The following is a 20,022-nucleotide window of genomic DNA, read 5'->3' on the forward strand; positions in this document are numbered from 1 at the left end:
TAGCAGGAATGGGTTAGCGCACCTTCCGAAACAGATCTGGGCGATCTGCCACTAGGTCCTCTAATGAATTGAGGTAGTGATAAGTAATGACAGAGTCCCCACGACTCTTGATGGCCGCGCGAAGCTTCTGGTCACGTACTTTTTGCGTTGGCTCGTCATGTGGGGTCCCGTCGCAGAAAATCCAAGTGCGCATTTCGGCGTCGTTGTAGCAGAAGTCAGGCTGGCAGTATAGATCATCAACTCTTAACTGGGCCACATCGGGAAGCCTATAGTTATTAAGATAGAGGTATTCAAGGAAACGCCGTTCTGTACTAGAGGACGTATCATAAGTGTTTAGAAGATGTTTGTAGTGGTGCTCGTAGTCAGTGAATTGTGGGTTGGCTTGGAGCTCTACTTGTGCGCATGAGAGTTTATCGAGCGCTTCTTTAATCAGAAAGCGGTTTATATAGTCGTGGTCGCGTTGATTATAGTAGCTAAGTAAATCACTGTAGCTGGCCTTTTCGCAGTATTCAACTTCATCGAACCGGCATAGCTTTGCCGCCATCGTCACCACCCGGTGGAATATGTCTTTGTCTTGAACAAACTGCTTTAGTACGCCGAGACTTCCCTCCGCATTCTCGAATAGAAAAATGTTGGCAGGCTTCTTTTCGTGACGTCCCATCAGCGTAACGCCAATCTCATTGGGCTCTAGCTGAAAAACTTGCTCGATGGCCCGTTTTAACGCGTATTGCAGCGTTATAACGCCGGCCTGATCGAGTGCTAATGCTGCTATAGGTTCAATGTAAAGCGCATCCGCTGTGATAGTTGTATAGAGTTGAATGCGATGGGTTGGTTCTTTGGTGGCTGGATCAACGACCGGCATCCCCTTTTTAGGTTTCTGCTCAGCTTCGCGTTGCCATTTTCCATAGGTCATTCCTACCAGAAACCCCGTCTCCTTTGCCGACCTCCATTTTCGATTTACGTGTACGAGTTGAGCTGCCGGTAGGTAAGACACGTTAAGTAAGTCAGTCTCGCCGCTTCTTACCGTTGCGAGTTGCCGGGTATCCAGTCCACCTGGTAGGGTGAAGTAGGTGTCAATCAAAAAGCCCTCCGAACGCCGCTCCTCCTCTTCACACGAAATTCGCTCAATTTCTTCAGCGCGCGTCTCAGTCATTTCCACTAGCACGTCTTTGAACTCTTCTTTCGCATCCCCGTCCAGCGGCACCCCGCTAAACGGACAAACACTGCGGTTGTAGTCATCTCCCTGCATAAAGTAGCCCGCGCCATTGCTCACTTTCGCAGAGCGAAGACTTTGTTCAATACTAGCCACTTGTAGCTGTTCAATGCGGTATTTTGCTCCGTTGTGATACACAATATTGCGGGGCCCAAATTCACGCAGCGCAACTGACCTAGAACGCGAAATAAACTCGCCATCTAAGCTACCTTTTGGCAAGAAGGTACGGATTGGTAATCGCGTGAAATTGTATCCTGGCAAGAATCCCTCAGCCGCTAGATATCGGAATGGGTAGAACTCTGAACCAGACAGGTGACTCCCTTTTACCTCGTTGCGCAATAGATGTCGCTGCTTTATGGCTTGCCGTTCCAGACGATCGGCTTGACGTAGTTCTGGGGACTTGTCCTTATAGATGGGGTTGCTCATCACGATTTGCGCGTCGAGCAGCTGTTTATCGGCCAGCTTATATAAGTTGCGCCAGCGATCTAAGGCCGCGTCGAGGCGATTAACTACCCGGTCGAGTTGTTCTTCAATCCAAGAACCATCATAATTCTGACAATCTTTTTCTGGCAACGTAGCCAAGACCTGTTCGAAGATTTCCCTTATGCGTTTTCGAGTATCTGCAGTGGGGATAAGAGCAGCACGCACGTTCGCTCTTAGAGGTAATTCCACTAAGTTGTCGGTATCAATTATGTCGGCGAGCGAGGCATTGAACTCATCGGTCCCTAGCTCTGCAAGGAATAGAGCGTTTAGGTGCGATATGAGCAGCTCACGCTGGCCTAGGTCGAGTCTGGGTGCGGCCACCTGTCCGGCCACCATCTCAGTAGCTTTCGCAAAATAATGCCGATCATGTGGGGCGTAATTTGAACAGTACGTCACCACTAGAGCAGCTTGCCCGCTGCGGCCCGCACGCCCACTGCGTTGTGCATAGTTAGCAGGGTTGGGCGGCACATTACGCATGTGCACAACGTTTAGTGAGGCTATATCAATGCCCAACTCCATTGTCGGTGAGCAGAATAGTGCATTAATATGCCCTTCACGGAAGCTATCTTCTCGCTCCTGGCGGTCCTGCGTACTAAGTTGACCAGTATGCTCGCGTCCAATCCGTTTGCGTCCTTCTGTCACGCTTGTGCGGTATAAGTCCTGAAAGAATGAACTAGGTTTTGAGATTGGAGTACTGTCTTTATAAGCACGATTACGTACTCGATCGATGCGGATTGTTTTGCCGTCTCCACGCCGCCATATAAGTTTTGAAGCATTTAGACGATAGACCGCTACAGAGTTCTGGTCGCGGTCTTTGGCTGATGTTTTCGTCAGCCACCGTGCGCCCTCGAAAGCCCCTAAGATGCCGATAATAAGTTCCTCATAATGGGCTCGACTGCCATCAGCTTGTAGCAATGGTAAACTAGCCTTTTCCCGTTGAGCGTTTTCTTCCGCAATGATGCGTCGCAGATAACGTCCCACGTTGCTTTGCGCCCCAACGCTGGCTGTAAACAAGCTTGTACTCTTAGCCAGTGGTCTATATGTTAAGACATATGGTTCGGGGATCTCACCCTTTTGTAATCGGTATGGGTCGCGCAACTCATCATTGATAGTAATGAAACGTTGCCTCATTTTTTCCGGCGTCAAGTACTCATCATTGTGCAGAGCATATGAGGTCCGGAAGTAATCGAGTAATTGACGAACCACTTCAGTGCGGCGATCAAATGATAGCTCTGATAGTAAAGGCACTCCTGCCCATTGTAGGTTACCTAGCTCGTCGCGGTCATTGCAAATCTCACTCAGGTTTGCATAATCCACCACCAGCAGGCCGCATTGTTCGAGGTTGGGCATAATCACCCGCCACCCACGCCGCAAATCGTAGAGCGCGCAGTATATTAGATAGTCCTTTAGAGCGTTGCGTGTATCTCGCTGGGCAGCCGCAAATTGTGAGGGGTTATCCGATGCCGAGTACGCCGTGATTGGCAACGCTAGGGCTTCAAATACGGCCTGTGGCAATTGAGCGAAATCCAGTGCGTGTTCCTTTGCAAGGTCAAGTGCCCTTAGGATGCCGGCCCGTAAGTGTGCCACCTGCACAAAGTCATTAAAGTGCCCTGCCTGCAGGGCTGCATCTTGCCGGTTATCAGTGAAACTAAGGAGCTTTTCCTCCCTTTCTTCGACTCCAGCGCCAGCAAGTTGTTTCAATATTGTTGACGAGAGAACCGTAGTCGAGGTGCTACGTCCCTCGCTTCCCAAAGTCGTTAGCTTTGTGCCCTCATTGGTGCGCTGGTCGTAGAAAAGCCCGCTTGTAGGGTCGAAAAGGAGAGGCGCCCGCATCCACCAGCCCGAATATGGGTGGGCATCATCTGGCAATACTGAGAAGTCGCCATCATTATTAAACCAAATTTTTTCAGGCATGAACGGCCGTTTTTCAGCCGCGAAAGGTTGCTTTGGACTAATACTCCCATTTTTAAGCCGATTGACCCATGAGTCAGGCAATTCTTCGGCGTCAGTCTCAGCGTTCCAAACGTCGTCTCCAAGGATAAGGTAGCCGCTTTCCTGTCCGTTTTCCCCAGGTCGACGAAACTCACGTTGATGAAGTACGCCTTTCGACTCTCCTTGACGCGCAACGCAGATAAAAGCGTGCCCGGATGCGCGGCTGAATGCAACTGGATAAATCCGTTGCTCTTGGCCCGAAACCGATGATACCCGCCAGACGCCGGGGTCGAGCGTTATAATGCGCTCTGGTCCTGGTGCTAAGCTCACGTATACAGCACCAGTTTGCGATATGAATTGGTGCAGTTTGAAAGGCAATAATGTGCCTCGCTGTCCCTTGCGAGCTGCATTTAGGTAATTAAGCCAATCGAGAAGCTCCTGCAGACGAGCTTTGCAGTTCTCAATTGAGGCGCCTGATGACTTATGTAGCAAATCTGCGATAGCCGGTAACGTCATCGGCGCACCACGCACAAGAGTCTTTTCTTTAATTTGAAGCGCTACTTCATTTTCAAGCCAGGCTGCCAGGGGGTGCTTCTTTAACGCATTCTCGTCGCCGCTTTGGTCGAGGGGTTGTTCGATTACTGAGCGTAGTATATCTGGGGAAGGCGGCGTGCCGGCCGCACCAAGCGAGTAATCCAGCGTCTCATTGATGACATCCTTGGATGTAAAGGTTGTCCCGAAAATGGTACTTGCTACTGTAGCAACTTGCTCGCGCTGTTCAGCCAGAGTCCCGCCCGTGACCATAGTCGCGGAGGTCCCAATACAGGTGACTAAATGGCTAGACTGTGTCCGTAGCCGCCGAATGAGCAGGGACACATCAGCTCCCTGGCGTCCACGATAAGTATGCAGCTCGTCAAAAACTAGGAATTTCAGGTGCTCAAACAGTGTCGCGCGCATGGTCCGCTCTTGAGTTCGAGTCAGCACCAGTTCCAACATCATGTAGTTGGTCAGTAAGATGCTTGGAGGATTCTCTCGGATACTCGCCTTTTCGCCGTCTTTCTCCTGTCCAGTATATTGGCCATAGGTAATTGGAAATGGCTGTTGCGTTCGCTCTACGTATTGCCTCTCATATTTCTGGATTTCCTCGAACTGTGAGTTAATAAGGGCGTTCATCGGGTAAACGATAACTGCCCGCACCCCTGGCTTCGTGGGGGGTGAAGTAATAGGTCATTGAAAATGGTCGCCAGATAGGTAAGTGACTTACCTGAGCCAGTGCCCGATGTTACTATAAAGCCCTCGCCTTGGCTGCCCTTGCGGATTGCAGCCACTTGGTGCTCATACAGCGAGAAACCGTGGAAAATATTGGCCACTGCAGGGTGAAGTATTGCCGCATTACAGAGCGTCTCTACTGACTCACCCGCACGAAAAGCAGGGTTGAACTGTAGTAATGGGTCAGGCCAAAGCTTTCCAGCCTCTAGCTCCTTCTCAACTGTTTCGCGAATGGATTCATCTTGTATACTGATGAAACCAGTAATGTAGGATTTATAATCTTTGACCACATCAGCGTGGACGGAGAAAATATTCATTGGATTGTCAATAATACTTGGCAAGCTAGGAACAAAGGAATATAGTCTGCCGATCTGCTCAGGCACATAAATACGCACCAGGCTTCTGGCCTTTCATAGCGTGGGAATGCAAATTGCTAATTAGTAGATTTTTCCTCTATTAGGAGCGACTTTAGTCACCTGTCTACTAATTGCCTTCGAACAAACAGTGCTTTGTGGATCTAAAGCTAGCCAGTACGAAAATGCTTGCGTTAGGAGCCTAATGACCGAAACGGCCTCGGCTAATTCGCGCTGGGCATCCAACTTCACAGTTGTTTAATAAGAAGATTACTTGTATTGAAAAATGCTAAAGTATAAACAGTAATTCAAATTCAATGCTATTTTCCCAGCTCAATCCTGAAGTTTGAAACTTTACTTCTGAAAAGTAAAAATTATATTGATACAGTATATTGTTTGTAAAATATTTGAGTTTTAGTAGGCCCTTCCTGGTACTTAGCACCTAGGGAAACCGGGTCAAGAGAAGAAGGGCGCTAGTTAACATCGTTGAGGTGTAAATTCAGATGCATTTGAGATACAGCAACCTATTCTTTAAAAAAGAGAGGTTTGCTGACCTCCTGCATGTGGATTCATAACCATAGAAAAACACTTTGCTAAAGTCTTAAGGCCAATACCATCGTATTCTAGCATATCAACCAGTGAATTAATATGGCCGTTGGCCAAAACCTCTGAAATCTGACTGAGTATGGCTGTTTGTCTTATGCCTGTTACCTGCGGCAATTTTTTCGGCGGAATTGATAACCACCGACCTCGAAATGCTTCAAACAAGTTGTCGGGAGCCGCAGCGTCGTGCTCGTAGATTTCGATTGGCAAGTGACAGTCTATTAGATGTTCTTCCATGACTCGACGTACTACCTGAGGTGGTAAGCCCCCATTTTGGGCACCCAGAAGGGGAAAAGCTATAGATGTGATGTTTAGGGCTTGGTAGTTTTGCCGGAAGAACTGCAGGCCCTGCTCAATGTACTCAAGTTTGCTGGGCAACTTCCAGTGAGTTTTAGTTGGAAAGTTTAGCACGGTCGGTGTATTGACTGCGCCATGATAAAGCCACAGGTTACCCACCTGAATTTCATGATTCCGGCATTTGCGCTGGTATTCTGTAAACAGGTGTGGGTAACGTAGTCGGTATACCAGGGCAATGCCTTTGCCCATTACGCCCACACAATTGACGGTATTGACCAGCGTTTGACAGGAGGAATTAAATAGATTGCCTTTGATAAATGTGATACTCATACCTCAGCAAGCTCCTCTTTTAATTCGTTGATATATACAATAAACGAACGACGCTGCTCGTCCTCAAAAGTGATCGTGAATGGAATGTCGTGAGTAAGAGTCAACTTAAAGGGCTCCTCAAAGATTAAGTTATTGCCAACAGATTTGTAATCAGCGACTTCTATATCCTGTACAGCTCCTAAATCAGAGGCAGAAAATATCAGAGTGTAAGGCTCTGGAAATAAGCGTTCATTTTTGTGCTGGGGACTTACAGTAAGAGTGCAACCACTATACTCACATTCAACATACGCATTCTTTCTGTGGAAAATCCCATCGCAATCGGTGGTAATGTCGCGTGCAAATTTGTGATTTTCCCCCAGCAGAGAATATAAAAGGTCAGCAGTTGAATCATCACGAACAATAATATCAACCTCTTCAAATTCATTAAAATCAAGCTCATCAAGTATTAGCATTTCCTGTTGAGATGCCTTGATGTAAGGTATGTAATCAGCTCTTTTCCAATATCTTTCAGGCACTAAAAAAAGGTTTTCAAAATCGAAGCGGTTTATGACCTTTTCAACAGGCCCATAACCTGCTACGTCAGCCTGCATGTTACCATTGCTTATATGTACACTAGCGCGTTTCTTTTCGAATATCTCCTTTAGTTTAAACCTAAAAAACACAGGAATAGGGCACTTTGGAAAGTTCAGCCCTTTTGCTCTATCATATAAATATTCTAGACGGTCCATGCCCAGCCCCTCATTATAAAATTGCGTTGGAGACTGCGGACGGAAGTAAAACCGGGCGTAGCTATGTGCATCGTGACGGCGATTGACCACTGACCCTGCAGCATCTGCTAATTTGGTTGTGCTTTGTAGTGCTTTGTTGCGACTTAAGATTTTGCCAGAACGAATAATATCAAGTGCGTTGGTTAAATGAGTGAAGTGATAAGCATAGCCTTTCCAATTAGAATTCAGCATTTGAATCTGGAATTGGAAATGAAGTGCTGCATCCAACTTAATGGCTGCTTTTACTGCTTCTCTGGCGGAACTAGGTAAAGTATTATTCTGAACGAGTTGCAGTAACTCCCAACGGTCGTTAAATGCCTTCACCCAATCGGGGTTAAAACTGCTCCAGCAACGATACGGTGATGACATTGCTAGCCAATTGATCTTATGGGCGAACACCTCTAGGATATGAGTCGAAAACGACTCCGTGTTTTTTGCCGATATACTTGTCCAGTCAAGTTTATCCTGCAGGGCCAAAAGTATTTTTTTTGGCCATTTGATATCAGCGCGGAATGATAAAGAATTGAAATCCAGTGGTTTATTAGCAATCTTTATAAAAGTGGGGTCAGCGGGATCACACTCGGGACGACGCGACAATGCTGCCCAGTCCCAAGGATGATGCTCCAACGCAGCCATATCGGCGGTTGAGAGAGTCAGGGCAGTGTTAGCTGACAATGCTGCCCAGTCCCAAGGCTTTTGTTGTAGGCGGTCTAAATCGGCGCGCTTCAACGCTAATTTAGGCGAAGCCGACAAATGAGACCAATCCCACCTTTGATTGCGATACTCGAGTATGAGCTCAGGTTCGAAAACCGTATCAGTCCGGTGGCTAAATCGGTCCCACCGGATAAAACGGGCAAAGCGGTCGTAGAGAGGTTTATTCTCTTGGAAAGGCTTGCTCGGCCTTAAGAACTGGCTGAATTCAGACAAATAGTCCCAGTCCCAACGAGGCCGCAATGAGGGATGCAGCAGATAAGTTCGGTCGGTATTGACGAATTTGTTTTTTGATAATGTATGCCAGTGCCACTTGTCGGCATAGCGTTCGACGAAGCGCAATGTCAGATGCAAGCGCAAGCGTGGGTCATCGGAAAGAACCTCCCAATCGAATGGGTAATCGGGCAGAATTTGTGATTCGGATGGGGAAGTGGCAGGTGCGGCCAGTTCAGGAAAAACAACTTCCAGTGGCAGTCGTTGCGTAAGGGTACGCCAAGCTGAGTTCTTGACCTCAATGGATTGAAAAGTACTAATTATTGCGGCCAGTTTATCGAGGTCGGCCACCAGCTCACTTGGTTTGTAGTGGTGGGCTAATAAATGTGGCCAATCGAGTTGCTCATTGAGAGAGTAGTTAAAGAGCAGGTGCTGCCTTATTGTGGCGGTCGTTAAGGTGGTTCGCGTGAGTTGAGCCCAATCAACAAACGAGGTCAGTGCGGGCAGGTACGCGAGGAGCTGGGCCTCAGTGATGTGCCGACTGACAAATACCCAATCCCAGGCGAAGCGGAAAGCAGGGGCTTGCTCAAGGCTGACGGCAATGGGTAGCTGGGCCGCCAAAGGCAGAGTGAGTTGATGAATGCGCACATCACCGGAGCGCTCGAAATAAGTGCTCGCCAGTGGAAGCAAATCAATCAGATCAGCTGGTGGCATGGCAGCGGCCAGATACGACCACTCCCAGGGTAACTGAAAAGCTGAAGTTTTACGCAGAAAATCGGCCACAGCGGCGGGGTCGCGCCGGCAGATTGGAACAAGGTCTAAGTGTTCAGCATAGGTGTCGTAGTGCGTTAAAAGCACCTTGACGGGCAGTTGAGCGCTGAAGAAACTCCATGCGAGCTGCCGGTTGGCTGGGCCCGTGGCAGTAGCCAGTTCGTGCCAGTAGTGAAGCCGATCCGTCAGCTCCGTAACGCTATGGCGCTGAAGCAACCGCGGCCAATCGAGCTGTCCGCCATAGGTGGCAATGAGTTCAGTAGTCCAGACAATACGTGGATTGCTCGTCAGGGATGGCCAGTCCCAGGCAAAATCAGGGTACTGGGTTAACAGTTCACTACTATCGATATGGCCGCTGATGTACGCCCTTCCTGTTGGGGTGCTTACATTGGAATGGTAGCGGGCGAAGCAGAGGGCATCCCAAGACAGGACCTGGTTAGCCTCAAAGCCTGGTGAACTGGGCTGAGAGCCCCATCGGAGCAAGCCTTCCCCATCGAAGAAATCGATAAGCGCGGGTGTCCAACGCAGGCGGTCAGTGGTAAGAGGAAATACACGGTCCTTATTTGCCCGAATGAGGTATAAAAAGCGAGATTGGTCAAAACCCACAGGAGGCAGGCTATTAACCCCAAGCATAGCCTTGATAAGGTTTTGCCAGCTCAGATATGGATGCAGTTGGTCAATATGCTCCCAAATAAACCAGGAGGCCAACGCAGGCTGCACCTCAGACCAGAGCCATGCCCCTATTGCATTTTGTGAAAGCTCAATTTGCAGAGCAGCCTGTACGAAATCAGCACCCCGCTGGGAGAGGTAATAATGATTGAGCGGCAGTAGTGGCAGATAGGCCAGTACAAAGTCGTCGGTGAGGATATCGGTTAATAGGGACCAATCCCAATCGAAAAATTCCTCATCGCCAAGCTTCGTCCGAAAATCAGATATTAAGATTTTTTGTAGCAACTCCTCTACCGCTGGAATAGGACGGTTGGAGAGTATGCTGTAATCTAGCGGTAAAATAAGTCGCCCATTATGCTGTTCAAGAAGCTGAGCCAATAAAAATTCCTGTGTCAGCTCATTGCTCAACAATGACCAGTTCCAGTCAAACAGTGTTCTGTCTGCTGTTTGCGCCCGGAATTCGGAAGTCAGAATTTTGTCGAGCAGGGCCTCTACTTCCTGCGTTGGCCGACGGGAAAGGGTTGGATAATGAAACGGAAATGAAAATTCAGCGTTTTGCAGATCCAGCAAATGGTCCAACAAAAATTCTATGCTCAGCCGTCTGGACACGGTGGGCCAATGCCATTTGTCAGCTGGGTAATTACCCAGCGAAGCTTCAAGCAGGGGCAACGGAATGAGGTCGGAAAGTTGGGGGGAAAGGGATGACGTTATAAGGCGTTGCATTTCGTCCAAGACTCCATCACCGAACCAATCGAGCCGTGGGTCGCGCAGCAAAGCAGTAAGGTCCCAGTCGAACCTAAAGCGTCGGAGGGCAGATACCTCAATTCGTTTAGTCGAGTCACGCTGGAAGTGCTCGAATTCGCACTGATGTGCTACAACAAGCCGAAACCTAGTGCTGGCCTCGTCATTGAGCACGGCTGCCAGGGCAGGATGCGGCGCCCCCCAGGGCCAGCTAATAGGTAGTAGTCAGTGGCATCGGTAGTGGACGGCACATTGGTCGGCTTGTAGAAGTAGCCAGTGACTAATAAGTGAGCAGAGGTTTGCTTGGTCCGTGTTTCCTTTGGCTTGGTCCGTGTGTCCTTGGGCACAAGGCAGGTCAACCCCATAATTTCCATCCCGTGGTCGGCACCTGACGCCGCTAATTGCTGTCGGACGGTGAACAGACACTCGGGTCCGTTTGGCTCTTTAGCCAAGTCCGCCAGCTGCGGGGATAAGATATGAGCTGGCGTCCCCCTAAGGTAGCGGGATGGTCTAACTCGTGGAAAGGCCAATTACTGGGTTCTGGAAAACCATTGAGTTGATGATAAATACAGTCGGCCTTGTAGTAGAGGTATTTGGTCTGTGACAACAAAGCCGCATGGCCGTCAGGAGTAAGTGAAAGAATTCCTGGCTGGGGCCAACTCACTAAGCCAAAGGTCGCCAAGCTGGTCAGTAAAGCATCAAAAACAGCCTGCTCAGCCGGGTCATGGTAACGCCGCTCAGCTGGTATATCACAGATAGCAAATCCGAGGGCATCGGCCAGATCCAAAACTGCAACTTGACCACTAAAATGTGCGATGATGCGCAGGAACAGGTCGTCCTGGGCCGTGGTGGGCTGAGGACAACGATAAATGACGCCGCCTACAGTGCATTGCCAAAGCGGCAGTTCAAAGACGCTGGAATCCAGATAGGAATAGCCCGTAACGGGCAAGGTGGCGAGTTCGGGAGCAAACATGGCTCAGGCTGAGTGGTCGAGGTAGGGTAAGAGCTCCTTGTAATCAATGACGTGGCCGCAGCGCACTACGGTCTCATATACACGGCGGTAGCAATCGTTGCGGCTGAAATGACGGCTATTGCCGACGACGATAAGCAAGCGCTTGGCGCGGGAGAGGGCCACGTTTAACCGGTTGGGAAACTGGGCAAATCCCAGGCTTGTCTGGAGCGGATAACCGCCGTTGCTGGGTATGCGGTCAGGTCAGGCTGCTGAAAGCGTGACTCCATTATTTTATTGCTGCGGACCAGCGAAACCACTACAATATTGCGCTCCATGCCCTGAAACCTGTCCACAGCGCGGGCACGGGCGGGTAGTTTTTTCTTGAACTCATCGGCTACTTCCTGCAAGAGCTTAGCTTGCTGCGAGTAAAAGGTTATAAGGCCAACTTCCTGATCTTCGGGCTTATTCCAGTGCCCCTGAAATTCAGCAAACCCCTGACTGAGGGTAAGACACTTCAATATTGCCCGCACCGCTTGTACCTCGGCCAGATTGAGGCGGGAAGATATGCCGGCACACATTTCGGGCTCGTCTACCTCCACCCATATTAAATGCTGATTCGGCTGGAGTAGTTTCTCGTGGTGCAGTCCATGGTAACGGCTTAGGGGATTATTTAAATTAGGATCGTCGGCATCTGCGGCAGGAATGCCACATAGCAGTCCTCCGTCTTCCCGGTAAAACTGTTGGATAGCCTCGTTGATGTGCGGATGCATTCGATACTGAGTATTGAAGCGCGAGACTACACCTGGTGCAACACCGAGGCCTGTAAAGAGGCGTTCAAACTGGGAAGTCTCAGCATCAGCTCGTGAAAACTGTTGGGCTAATTCGGTTTCGCCTTCGTCTTCGAGTGTCGTCTTGAAGTCGGCTTCATCCAACATGGGAGGCAGCTGCCGGTGGTCGCCGATAATAATGGCTTTTCGCGCGTAAATCAACGACAGGGCCAACTCGGGAGGGGTAGCCTTACTGGCCTCGTCCATCACGACTACATCAAAACAAATGCCTGGTGCAGGTCCTTCCTTTTCAGGCCTTTTTCCTTCCCGAGCAGGCTTTTCCTCCGCACCAATCTTAGGTTCCGGGCGGTTGGCAAATACGGTCTGATATTGACGGAAGAAAGTTGTTGGAACCCCTTTTGTATTTTTCTCGCCTATTGAGCTACCGGTAGCTCCAATCACATTAACGTGGTCAAGGTATTGTTTGCGAAAGAGCCTTTTTAGGTCTTCGGGCGGAGCATCCAAAGTGGCAGCCCAAGTGGCTTGTAAATCAGCTGGCAGGGAGTTGCAAGCCGCAGAGCGACGAGCAATATTCTCTAACCATTTGCAAACGATGTTATCACGCAAATTAGGCACCATGTCGCTTTCCGCAGCATCGGCCCAAGCCTTTATTTTAGGCAGTGAGTAGCGGGAGCCCTCGTTTTCCAGATTTTTTTCACTGCCAATACGAATGGGCTTAACTAAATTGTGGTGACGGTTCTCAAGCTTCTCTAATGCATTGTCTACTGCCATGTTAGTTTCCGAGGTTAGCAGCAGGCGTTCGTGCGGATTACGCCGCACATGATGCCAGATAATCTGAGATATAGCAGTTGATTTGCCAGTACCAGGCGGGCCTTGCACCAAAGCCAAATCGGGAACCAGCAGGGTCGAGACAATGGCTTGCACCTGCGAATCATTCAGGGGCAGAAATGAGTGGGCGGCTACCTCATTCCAGGTTTGGGAGCCGGGCAACAATTCATCAGGCAGTTCGGCCCCACGCGCCGCGGCCGCGTCATACAGGAATAACCGGGTCTGGGGATTGGGCAGCGGAGCTTTGGGGTCTGCAATGATGCGTAAAGCATCCGTTAACCGTGCAAGCTTTTCGCGGTCACCTGTCAGGTTTGGCTGTAAAATGCCCTTGCTCAGTGCCTCCAGCAACACTTTGGGTGTAGCGGCAGGGACTCCGGGCTGGTCGGGGAACAAACCAATACGAAGCGCTGGGTACTTGACTCTTTCGAGAACACCAACTCGCACCCTTCCAGGCCCTTGACCTATTTCAATTTCTGCCCCGATTAACTTGGATAGCCGGTCGGTCTCATACTGAAGCCGGGCTGATTGGTTGTCTGCAGCTTTAAATTCAAGCCGAGTGCTACCCGCCAGTTCAAGAGTAAATTGTTGGATAAACCAATTGGCTTCGCGTAGTTCCTGCATGTAGTTGCAGAAACGAACGTAGTGCTGTTCTTTTTCCTCAAAGGGTAAAAAATAGCGGAAGCATACTGTCTCACCGTTATTGAGCAATTGGACTTCTAACTGTGGAAACGCAGAGCGCAGCTGCTTCAGTAAACCCTCAAATGGGGCTAAACCTAACTGGATAAGGGGGTAAAAGTCTACAGGGAGGGAGAATTTATAGAGTAAGTCATAATACTTGACGCGCGTGTAGCCCTGGGCACGCAACTTTGTGGCGCCGTGGAGGGAGACACCCGCAAGGTTGTTAACCTGGAATGTATGTAATTCAGGCGGTTGCCCAGGCTTGTTGGCCCTGAGTATGGCTTGTAGCCCTCCATAAGTGAAGCTATTATCAGATAAAAACTGAAGAATCTCCTTCTCAGGTAAGTCCACGTTGCGTACCAGCACCCAGAGCTTTTTCCCTGTATCATCCAGGCCCGATTTAACTATAATGAGGCGCCCGTCAAGGTCTGCCTCGATGAGTTGCTGGTTAACATAGCTCTCAACCGGAGGAGCAGTGTTGCCGCTGATAAGCGTAATGTGCCCTTCGAGAAAGGGGTCGGGCTCATAGTCGAAATTACACTCATCGGCTACCAACTTAAATCGCCGAAGCTGACCGGGCTGAACTGAGGTTTCCCAGTCAAGCCAGAACACCCCACGCTCAGGGTCTATGTCGGCGGGCTTAAGCTGAAAATTGGCCTCTAATTCCTTATAGAATTTGTTTCGCTCATTGGGGGGCGCCACTTCCACCCGGAGCTCGGTATCAGTCAGGCTTTCGGGTGATATTGGCTTTATGCGAATGGGCAGTTCATGCTTGCCAACCAGCGCGTATTTAGCTTTAATGAACAGGTCCCAGCTTTGCTGCTGAGCATTCTCATTGAGCAGTTTTTTAGGAACGGCAGGCATCTGTTCTGAAAAAGATGGGTGGTATTGCAAGTCGGTAAAGTGACACTGACCCTCGTTGTTAAACGATGTCCCATGCGTTTCTTTTTACCTTTATCCTCCCAAGAAGCTCTGGCAAATACTATACACGAGGCCGTCAATGTGATTTTAACCTTATGTCAAAGTTTAGTCCAAATATTACATAACCGACCTGTTTTTCCGCGCTTTTGGTTCCGATTTCCCGCATCAAGCGGCTTTGCTGAAGCCGATGACCCTGTTTCTGTTCGTCGACGTGGGTGGGGCCGAGAAAGATATTTACCGGGTGCCACCCTTGCAGGCGTCATCGGTCCTCGCCCCGACAGTCGGGCAGTTGCTGGGGATGGCTTTCTTAGCAGTGATCGGGTGTGGCCTAGCCGAGTGGTGACTCAGCACCCAAAGCACCGCCGTATTTTGGGGTGGCCTGCTGGCCGGGCTCGCAGGCGTAGGGGCAGGCGGACTGGCCTTGCTCACGTGGGGGCTCCGCCTGCACTACGCGTTGCGGGGGCAGGGTGCCCAGTTGCCGGGGTTAGTGCTCCCCCGGCTGGCGCGCTTAATCCTGTCCGAGCTGGGGCTGCGACTGTGCGGCCAAAGCACACTCAAGCTTTTTACCCACGTCTTTATGCGCTGGGTGCGCAGCCAGAACTACGAACAACTATAGCGTTCCCCGAACGAGACCAAGCCCGCTTACCAGGTGCTCAGCAGTATTATTGGCACGATTGCCACCGACTATGAGCGCCAAGGCACTCGCCCCAGCAAAAAGTGCCCAGCAGCGGCCGCCAGCACAGGAAAGATATCCCAACAATTGGCAGCGGTGTATCCCACGATTGCGCGGGCTCGGCAGATGGGCACCACGCTGTGGTGGCAGCAGGACAAAGGGCGGCTACCAGCCATTGTGGCCAGCGCTGAGATCACCTTGTGCTACCAGCTGTTGCGGCGCTTTGAGAAAACGCCCCCCGGCCGGTACCCAGGAAGCAGACGTGCTGCGCCGCGCGCAGCTGCTATGGGGGCGTACCAGCGGGGTGGCAACGGTTTCATCTTGCCGGTGGAGGCGCTGCGCATCGTGCAGGATCCCGCCGGGACAGTGGAGCAACTGCTCGTCGGCCAAAGCAAAGTAGATACCGGTTAACATTGACCTTAAGGGTTGCTTGACTAGCAGCGGTCCGCATACCGCTTTGCTCCCTATTCAATTCCAATAAGAATCACTTGTCGGCACTAAGATGATGTGAAATTAATACCCCCTAAACCATAACTAAGAAGTAATACATCGTCTGGCAATTTCGAAAAGGCTATTAGCAGCAATTACTTCAGGCTCCAAGTCACTTTCAGGAATATAAGACCTTAATGCAACTGAAGGATGAATGTTGTTTCTCCATTCGCGCAATGCATGTTGAGGTTCGAAAACTCTTCCTGTTTTAGTGATAAATTTTGAAACCTTGATTAGGTTGACAAACCGCCATGTAAGCGGATCAGTTTGTATTTCATGAGGGGGGTTAAAAGAAACTCTATCTGTTCCTGCTCTTGAACTCGTAGCATTTGTAACTGCTGTAGCTAAATCAGTAGCCGACTGTTGTTTTAACCAATCAATTAACATGCCTTCAAGTGCACAACCAAATCCCGTAAGACTTAATCTGTAACTACCAACATTAAATGCTAATACAGCGCCTTTGTGGGCATTATAAACAATTTCTCTAGTGTTATTGTCAGTTATAAAACTAAAACTACTCTCAGTTAATTCAAAAAGGTGTGCTCCAGATACGATTAAACCTGGACTTTCAGATATTTGTGGACTATTGCTTGCAACTTCAGAATAAAGTTTATTACGAAACACTAACTTATTGCCGCTTTGTTTCGCTATTCCTATAACTTTTAAAAATTTAAAGTTGTCATTCGCAGGTTCGTAAGCAACTTGACCAGTAGATATCATTCTTGCAACAATCAAACGAAGATCTTCATCATTTATAACTTTTCTAAAAATATTAACTACATGTGGATCGTCACCATTAGAAAAGCGCAGTTTAATTTTCTCAAATTGTTTATCTCTTTCTGTTTCCTCAGACTGTGCAACAGTAGCAAATATTTTTTGTAGCAAATACGGTTGGCCATCTACAAAATCAAAAGCCTTATTTACAATATCTATCGCCTTATCTCCAAGAACCTTTTCTGCTATCTCTATTCCTTGACCTTCTGTTATATCTTCTGTTTCTATTAATTGACAAACATTAAATGGCGAATTGAGCTCATCTACTAGCTTTTCTTGACGAAACGTTCCAGAAAATGCGAAGACTAGCCTAGAAGGTAAACCCCCGTCTTCTGAAGACGCGCGACGGCTTGCAATTGCGCGGATTTGCCCATAAAATGCATTTCTCCATTCATCATTGCTAATTCCAGATGCTTCGTCAATAATAATTACAATAGGGTCTTTTCCATCTGGAACAACTCTTTCTAAAGCAACAGACACTTCATCGTAAGATTCTGTAGATGAAGTACTGTAAGCCAATTCCTTAGATATCTCAGTAGCAAACCAAGACACTAATTCTGTATATGATTTCAAAGGTGGAAGCTTTTGTAGGTCTACAAAAGCACATTTAATTCCTGCTTCAATAATATTAAGCTTGATGCGGAGAAGAGCAGATGTTTTACCATGTTGTCGCGGGCCAAGTAAAAGCACCCAGTTTTTAGAAAATAATTGAGCAAGCGTTTCTTGCTCAAATTCTCGGGCAACGTAAGTATCTGCGCTAATGGGAACAGGGCCTTGGGTAAAGAATTGACTCATTTAACATTGTTAATAAAAAGCGTGGTTAATTCAGAAATGCCTCCGTAAAAATCTACAGCTTGGCTGAACCAATCTAGCTTAGATGTATACCCGAATCCATCCGCTAGTATGATGCCATAGAGGTCTAACATCCTTAATGCATCTGATATCTCTTCTCTAGTGATGCTCAGACCAAATTCTTTTATTGTGTGCTCGATAATTGTAGGTGTGAATGTTTCCTCTCTAATTAATAAACTTATTAATTTTTCTAAATGGGTTGCTTGGCCCCAATACGTTGCTAAATAGTTTTCAGCATATTCATAGTTCTCAGTGACTTGAATAATATCATTAACCGATAGTTCGGTATTTAGACGGTTAGAGCGTGTATTAATTGAGCTGATAAGCTTGTCACCTATATACTGTAATAGTCTTGGATGGCCACTTGTTCTCCTCCATGCCTCACTCAAGAATAATGCTTCATTTATAATAGATATTTGCAAAATTCTGAGTGGTTCAATTAATAAACGTTCAGAGGCACTTCTTGAAAGTTGTTGCAAAAAAAGGCTTTTACTAAAATTCCAGTGTGGCGAATGAGGATTCCACATTTTTTGAGAAATCGTTCTTTCTCCAGAAAAAACAAATTCAGCCAACGATTCTTGAGAAATAGCTCTGCATGCTTTAAAGAACCCTTCGGTTACTTCATTATCAGTATGTTGTTGGTCCCAGTATAGTAATTGATCTACTTCGTCAAGTAAAAGCACAACCCTTTTACTACTTCCTTTTTTCAATTGCTCAATTATATCAAAAAGGTGATGAGGCTTAAACTCGTTTGGTACTTTAATCTTCCATTGCCGAGTTGCCATTTTCCCGAAATCAGACCAGTTTTTGACTACTTGGCAATCGCCAAAATATGCAAGAAATCCAGATTCTGTTAATCTACTCTCAACATGTCTCATCAACGATGTCTTACCAATTCGCCTGCCTCCTAAAAGAGCTATGCTATTAGTGCTAAGGGTAGCTAACATTGTTGCATGTTCTTCCTCTCTACCAAAGAACATGCGCTCTGGTGTGACACTATTTACAACGAAAGGAGAAACTTTAGTTAAATCACTTTGGTCAAGTATAATTTTTGCTAGTGTATCTCGCGTAGATGATGAGCTAGTCGCCATTAGATATAGGCTGTCCACATCTAATACTACAACGTTAACTGCCATAACTCTCTGCTGTTTACGTAGAGCAGTTATATCAATAATGCTTGAAAAGCTTGGGATTATTAATATTGATATTAAGTTATTAGGGTATTTATTTATTGTTTGTTTAGCAATCTCTTTAATAGTATCTCTACTTGCTTTTTGCTGAGCGATGCTTAAAAGCTTAGAGGGGAGCACAGAGTCGGCTTGTATCGTTATCTCAACTTGCGCGTCAAAGCCATTGTTTTGTATAACAAAGTCATTCGGTGTGTAATTTCCTTTTAAAAGTAGTGTGAGTATATTTAAAGCTAGTACTGCATCAAAATTCTTCTTTAACCCAATAACAAGTTCAACTTCTTGTTTTCTTCTCCAAGATAAAGCTTCTCCCCCTGGCTCAAGGTCTAAAGCCAATTCTGGATGTTTAACTCTAAAACTAGCCAATGAAAGTTTTGCATCATTTATTTTAGCAGGAAGGTCTTTCGCCTTCAAACTAAGGGTACTTATTACTGTACTGTTTATTATAGTTTCGAGAGACTCTCGTTTTTCTTCAATCTGCAGTGATTTTTCATTTATTATCTTTTCAATAGAGGCATTTAGGCCACCACTTTCAGCTTGCCTAATAGTCATGCAAGCAGAAATTCCTGAAAACAACTTTTCTAGTACTTTGTCAGGAGTTTCTGATATACCCTTACCATCAGCTATTAGAATTAGGTTTATGTTATGCTCATTAAGCTCTTCTTGCAATGAAGGGTATGTTAAAGTCAAATCGCGCTGTTGTCTACCTCCGGAGTTATTTTGAAATACAGAGGCTATAGCGATTCTATTGACTCCATCAACTTGTAATAAATAATCAACCCTACGCTGCGCAAAACGGGGCATCATATTTCGATCAGCTATTTTGACTCTAGAATTAACATTAAGGCTAATAATACATTGCTGTATTATTGATGTTATCCTATTGTTGATTTTGTTTGTAATTCGAAATCTTCTTTTGGGGGCGTCAGCAGCTATAAGTGAGACTTTAACTAAATCACCAATGTGCGGTGATTTGATTAAATTAGATATGCCAATTCCAATTAAAATGTTAGCAATCTCAATAGCTGATTGCTTTGTTTTTGGTGGTTTAGCAAGTAAGTTTCGTTTATTGCCAAGATCTATATCGTTTGATATAGCTAACAATTTCTTAATTATTTCTAATATAGTGGGTTCCGAGAGTAGAGAATTGCTTAAGGTTTTTACATCTAAACTATCCTGCTCGCATAAGGTATCTAATAATTCAATGCCTGGTTTTAATATCACTATTTGCTCCTCAATATCTTCCCAATCGACTAAGTCGTTCGGTTCATATATTCCTGGAGTAATTGAATTTTTGAAATCGCTAATTTCTGAACTTCCAAAAAGATCCATTGTCATATAAAAGGGTCATTCGTCCAAAGCGATGATAGCATCGTAGAGATGGCGTTATCATCACTTTGCCTTGTGATGTTATACAAGGTGAGGCAAAATTTACGAAAGTCAATAAGTTATAGACCAAGTTTACTGGATGGATTATGCTGCCCCACATTGTCCAGACGGGTATAGCGGCGAATCATCCCACTAGTTT

Annotated in this window: 11 protein-coding genes; 1 reads left to right on the forward strand and 10 read right to left on the reverse strand. The window is 47.2% G+C overall.

Annotation, left to right across the window (positions count from 1 at the left end; all coding sequences use genetic code 11):
* Window positions 1-13: 13 nt before the first annotated feature.
* The 8 genes from H9L05_RS15740 to H9L05_RS15770 all read right to left on the reverse strand — a co-directional run bounded on the left by H9L05_RS15740 (window position 14) and on the right by H9L05_RS15770 (window position 14,462).
* The gene (locus H9L05_RS15740) at window positions 14-4,801 is read right to left on the reverse strand and encodes a helicase-related protein (RefSeq protein ID WP_262892552.1); all 4,788 of its coding nucleotides are present in this window, start codon (window positions 4,799-4,801) and stop codon (window positions 14-16) included.
* Window positions 4,798-5,280 carry a DEAD/DEAH box helicase family protein gene (locus H9L05_RS23985; protein ID WP_223284496.1) on the reverse strand — a complete coding sequence of 161 codons (483 nt, stop codon included), beginning with the start codon at window positions 5,278-5,280 and terminating at the stop codon, window positions 4,798-4,800. Before H9L05_RS23985 ends, H9L05_RS15740 begins: the two co-directional genes overlap by 4 nt.
* 501 nt (window positions 5,281-5,781) lie before the next feature.
* Window positions 5,782-6,480 (reverse strand): macro domain-containing protein, encoded by a 699-nt coding sequence (locus H9L05_RS15745; RefSeq protein WP_187731746.1) that lies wholly within the window; start codon window positions 6,478-6,480, stop codon window positions 5,782-5,784.
* A complete protein-coding gene (locus H9L05_RS15750) occupies window positions 6,477-10,385 on the reverse strand; it encodes a DarT ssDNA thymidine ADP-ribosyltransferase family protein (RefSeq protein WP_187731747.1) in 3,909 nt (1,302 codons plus the stop codon). The genes H9L05_RS15745 and H9L05_RS15750 overlap by 4 nt, the downstream gene beginning before the upstream one ends.
* Window positions 10,386-10,483: 98 nt before the next feature.
* Window positions 10,484-10,699 (reverse strand): hypothetical protein, encoded by a 216-nt coding sequence (locus tag H9L05_RS15755; RefSeq protein ID WP_187731748.1) that lies wholly within the window; start codon window positions 10,697-10,699, stop codon window positions 10,484-10,486.
* 50 nt (window positions 10,700-10,749) lie between these two features.
* The gene (locus tag H9L05_RS15760) at window positions 10,750-11,325 is read right to left on the reverse strand and encodes a hypothetical protein (RefSeq protein ID WP_187731749.1); all 576 of its coding nucleotides are present in this window, start codon (window positions 11,323-11,325) and stop codon (window positions 10,750-10,752) included.
* Window positions 11,326-11,328: 3 nt separating this feature from the next.
* Window positions 11,329-11,487 carry a hypothetical protein gene (locus H9L05_RS25165; protein ID WP_187731750.1) on the reverse strand — a complete coding sequence of 53 codons (159 nt, stop codon included), beginning with the start codon at window positions 11,485-11,487 and terminating at the stop codon, window positions 11,329-11,331.
* 2 nt (window positions 11,488-11,489) lie between these two features.
* Window positions 11,490-14,462, reverse strand: coding sequence for an AAA domain-containing protein (locus H9L05_RS15770; RefSeq protein ID WP_187731751.1), 2,973 nt, complete (start codon window positions 14,460-14,462; stop codon window positions 11,490-11,492).
* Window positions 14,463-15,168: 706 nt separating this feature from the next.
* Here H9L05_RS15770 and H9L05_RS15775 point away from each other — a divergent pair.
* Window positions 15,169-15,603 carry a hypothetical protein gene (locus H9L05_RS15775; RefSeq protein WP_187731752.1) on the forward strand — a complete coding sequence of 145 codons (435 nt, stop codon included), beginning with the start codon at window positions 15,169-15,171 and terminating at the stop codon, window positions 15,601-15,603.
* 123 nt (window positions 15,604-15,726) lie between these two features.
* Here H9L05_RS15775 and H9L05_RS15780 read toward each other — a convergent pair whose 3' ends face one another.
* Together H9L05_RS15780 and H9L05_RS15785 are read right to left on the reverse strand one after the other, a co-directional pair.
* A complete protein-coding gene (locus H9L05_RS15780) occupies window positions 15,727-17,250 on the reverse strand; it encodes an AAA-like domain-containing protein (protein WP_187731753.1) in 1,524 nt (507 codons plus the stop codon).
* The gene (locus H9L05_RS15785; protein WP_187731754.1) at window positions 17,247-19,832 is read right to left on the reverse strand and encodes a DpnII family type II restriction endonuclease; all 2,586 of its coding nucleotides are present in this window, start codon (window positions 19,830-19,832) and stop codon (window positions 17,247-17,249) included. The genes H9L05_RS15780 and H9L05_RS15785 overlap by 4 nt, the downstream gene beginning before the upstream one ends.
* Window positions 19,833-20,022 lie beyond the last annotated feature (190 nt).

The organism is Hymenobacter qilianensis (assembly GCF_014489555.1).
Classification (GTDB): domain Bacteria; phylum Bacteroidota; class Bacteroidia; order Cytophagales; family Hymenobacteraceae; genus Hymenobacter; species Hymenobacter qilianensis.

What these genes read in the sequence shown, in the direction of transcription:
- H9L05_RS15785 (WP_187731754.1), bottom strand. Translation starts at nt 19,832, where the DNA reads ATGACAATGGATCTTTTTGGAAGTTCAGAAATTAGCGATTTCAAAAAT.
- H9L05_RS15780 (WP_187731753.1), bottom strand. Translation starts at nt 17,250, where the DNA reads ATGAGTCAATTCTTTACCCAAGGCCCTGTTCCCATTAGCGCAGATACT.
- H9L05_RS15760 (WP_187731749.1), bottom strand. Translation starts at nt 11,325, where the DNA reads ATGTTTGCTCCCGAACTCGCCACCTTGCCCGTTACGGGCTATTCCTAT.
- H9L05_RS15740 (WP_262892552.1), bottom strand. Translation starts at nt 4,801, where the DNA reads ATGAACGCCCTTATTAACTCACAGTTCGAGGAAATCCAGAAATATGAG.
- H9L05_RS15745 (WP_187731746.1), bottom strand. Translation starts at nt 6,480, where the DNA reads ATGAGTATCACATTTATCAAAGGCAATCTATTTAATTCCTCCTGTCAA.
- H9L05_RS15770 (WP_187731751.1), bottom strand. Translation starts at nt 14,462, where the DNA reads ATGCCTGCCGTTCCTAAAAAACTGCTCAATGAGAATGCTCAGCAGCAA.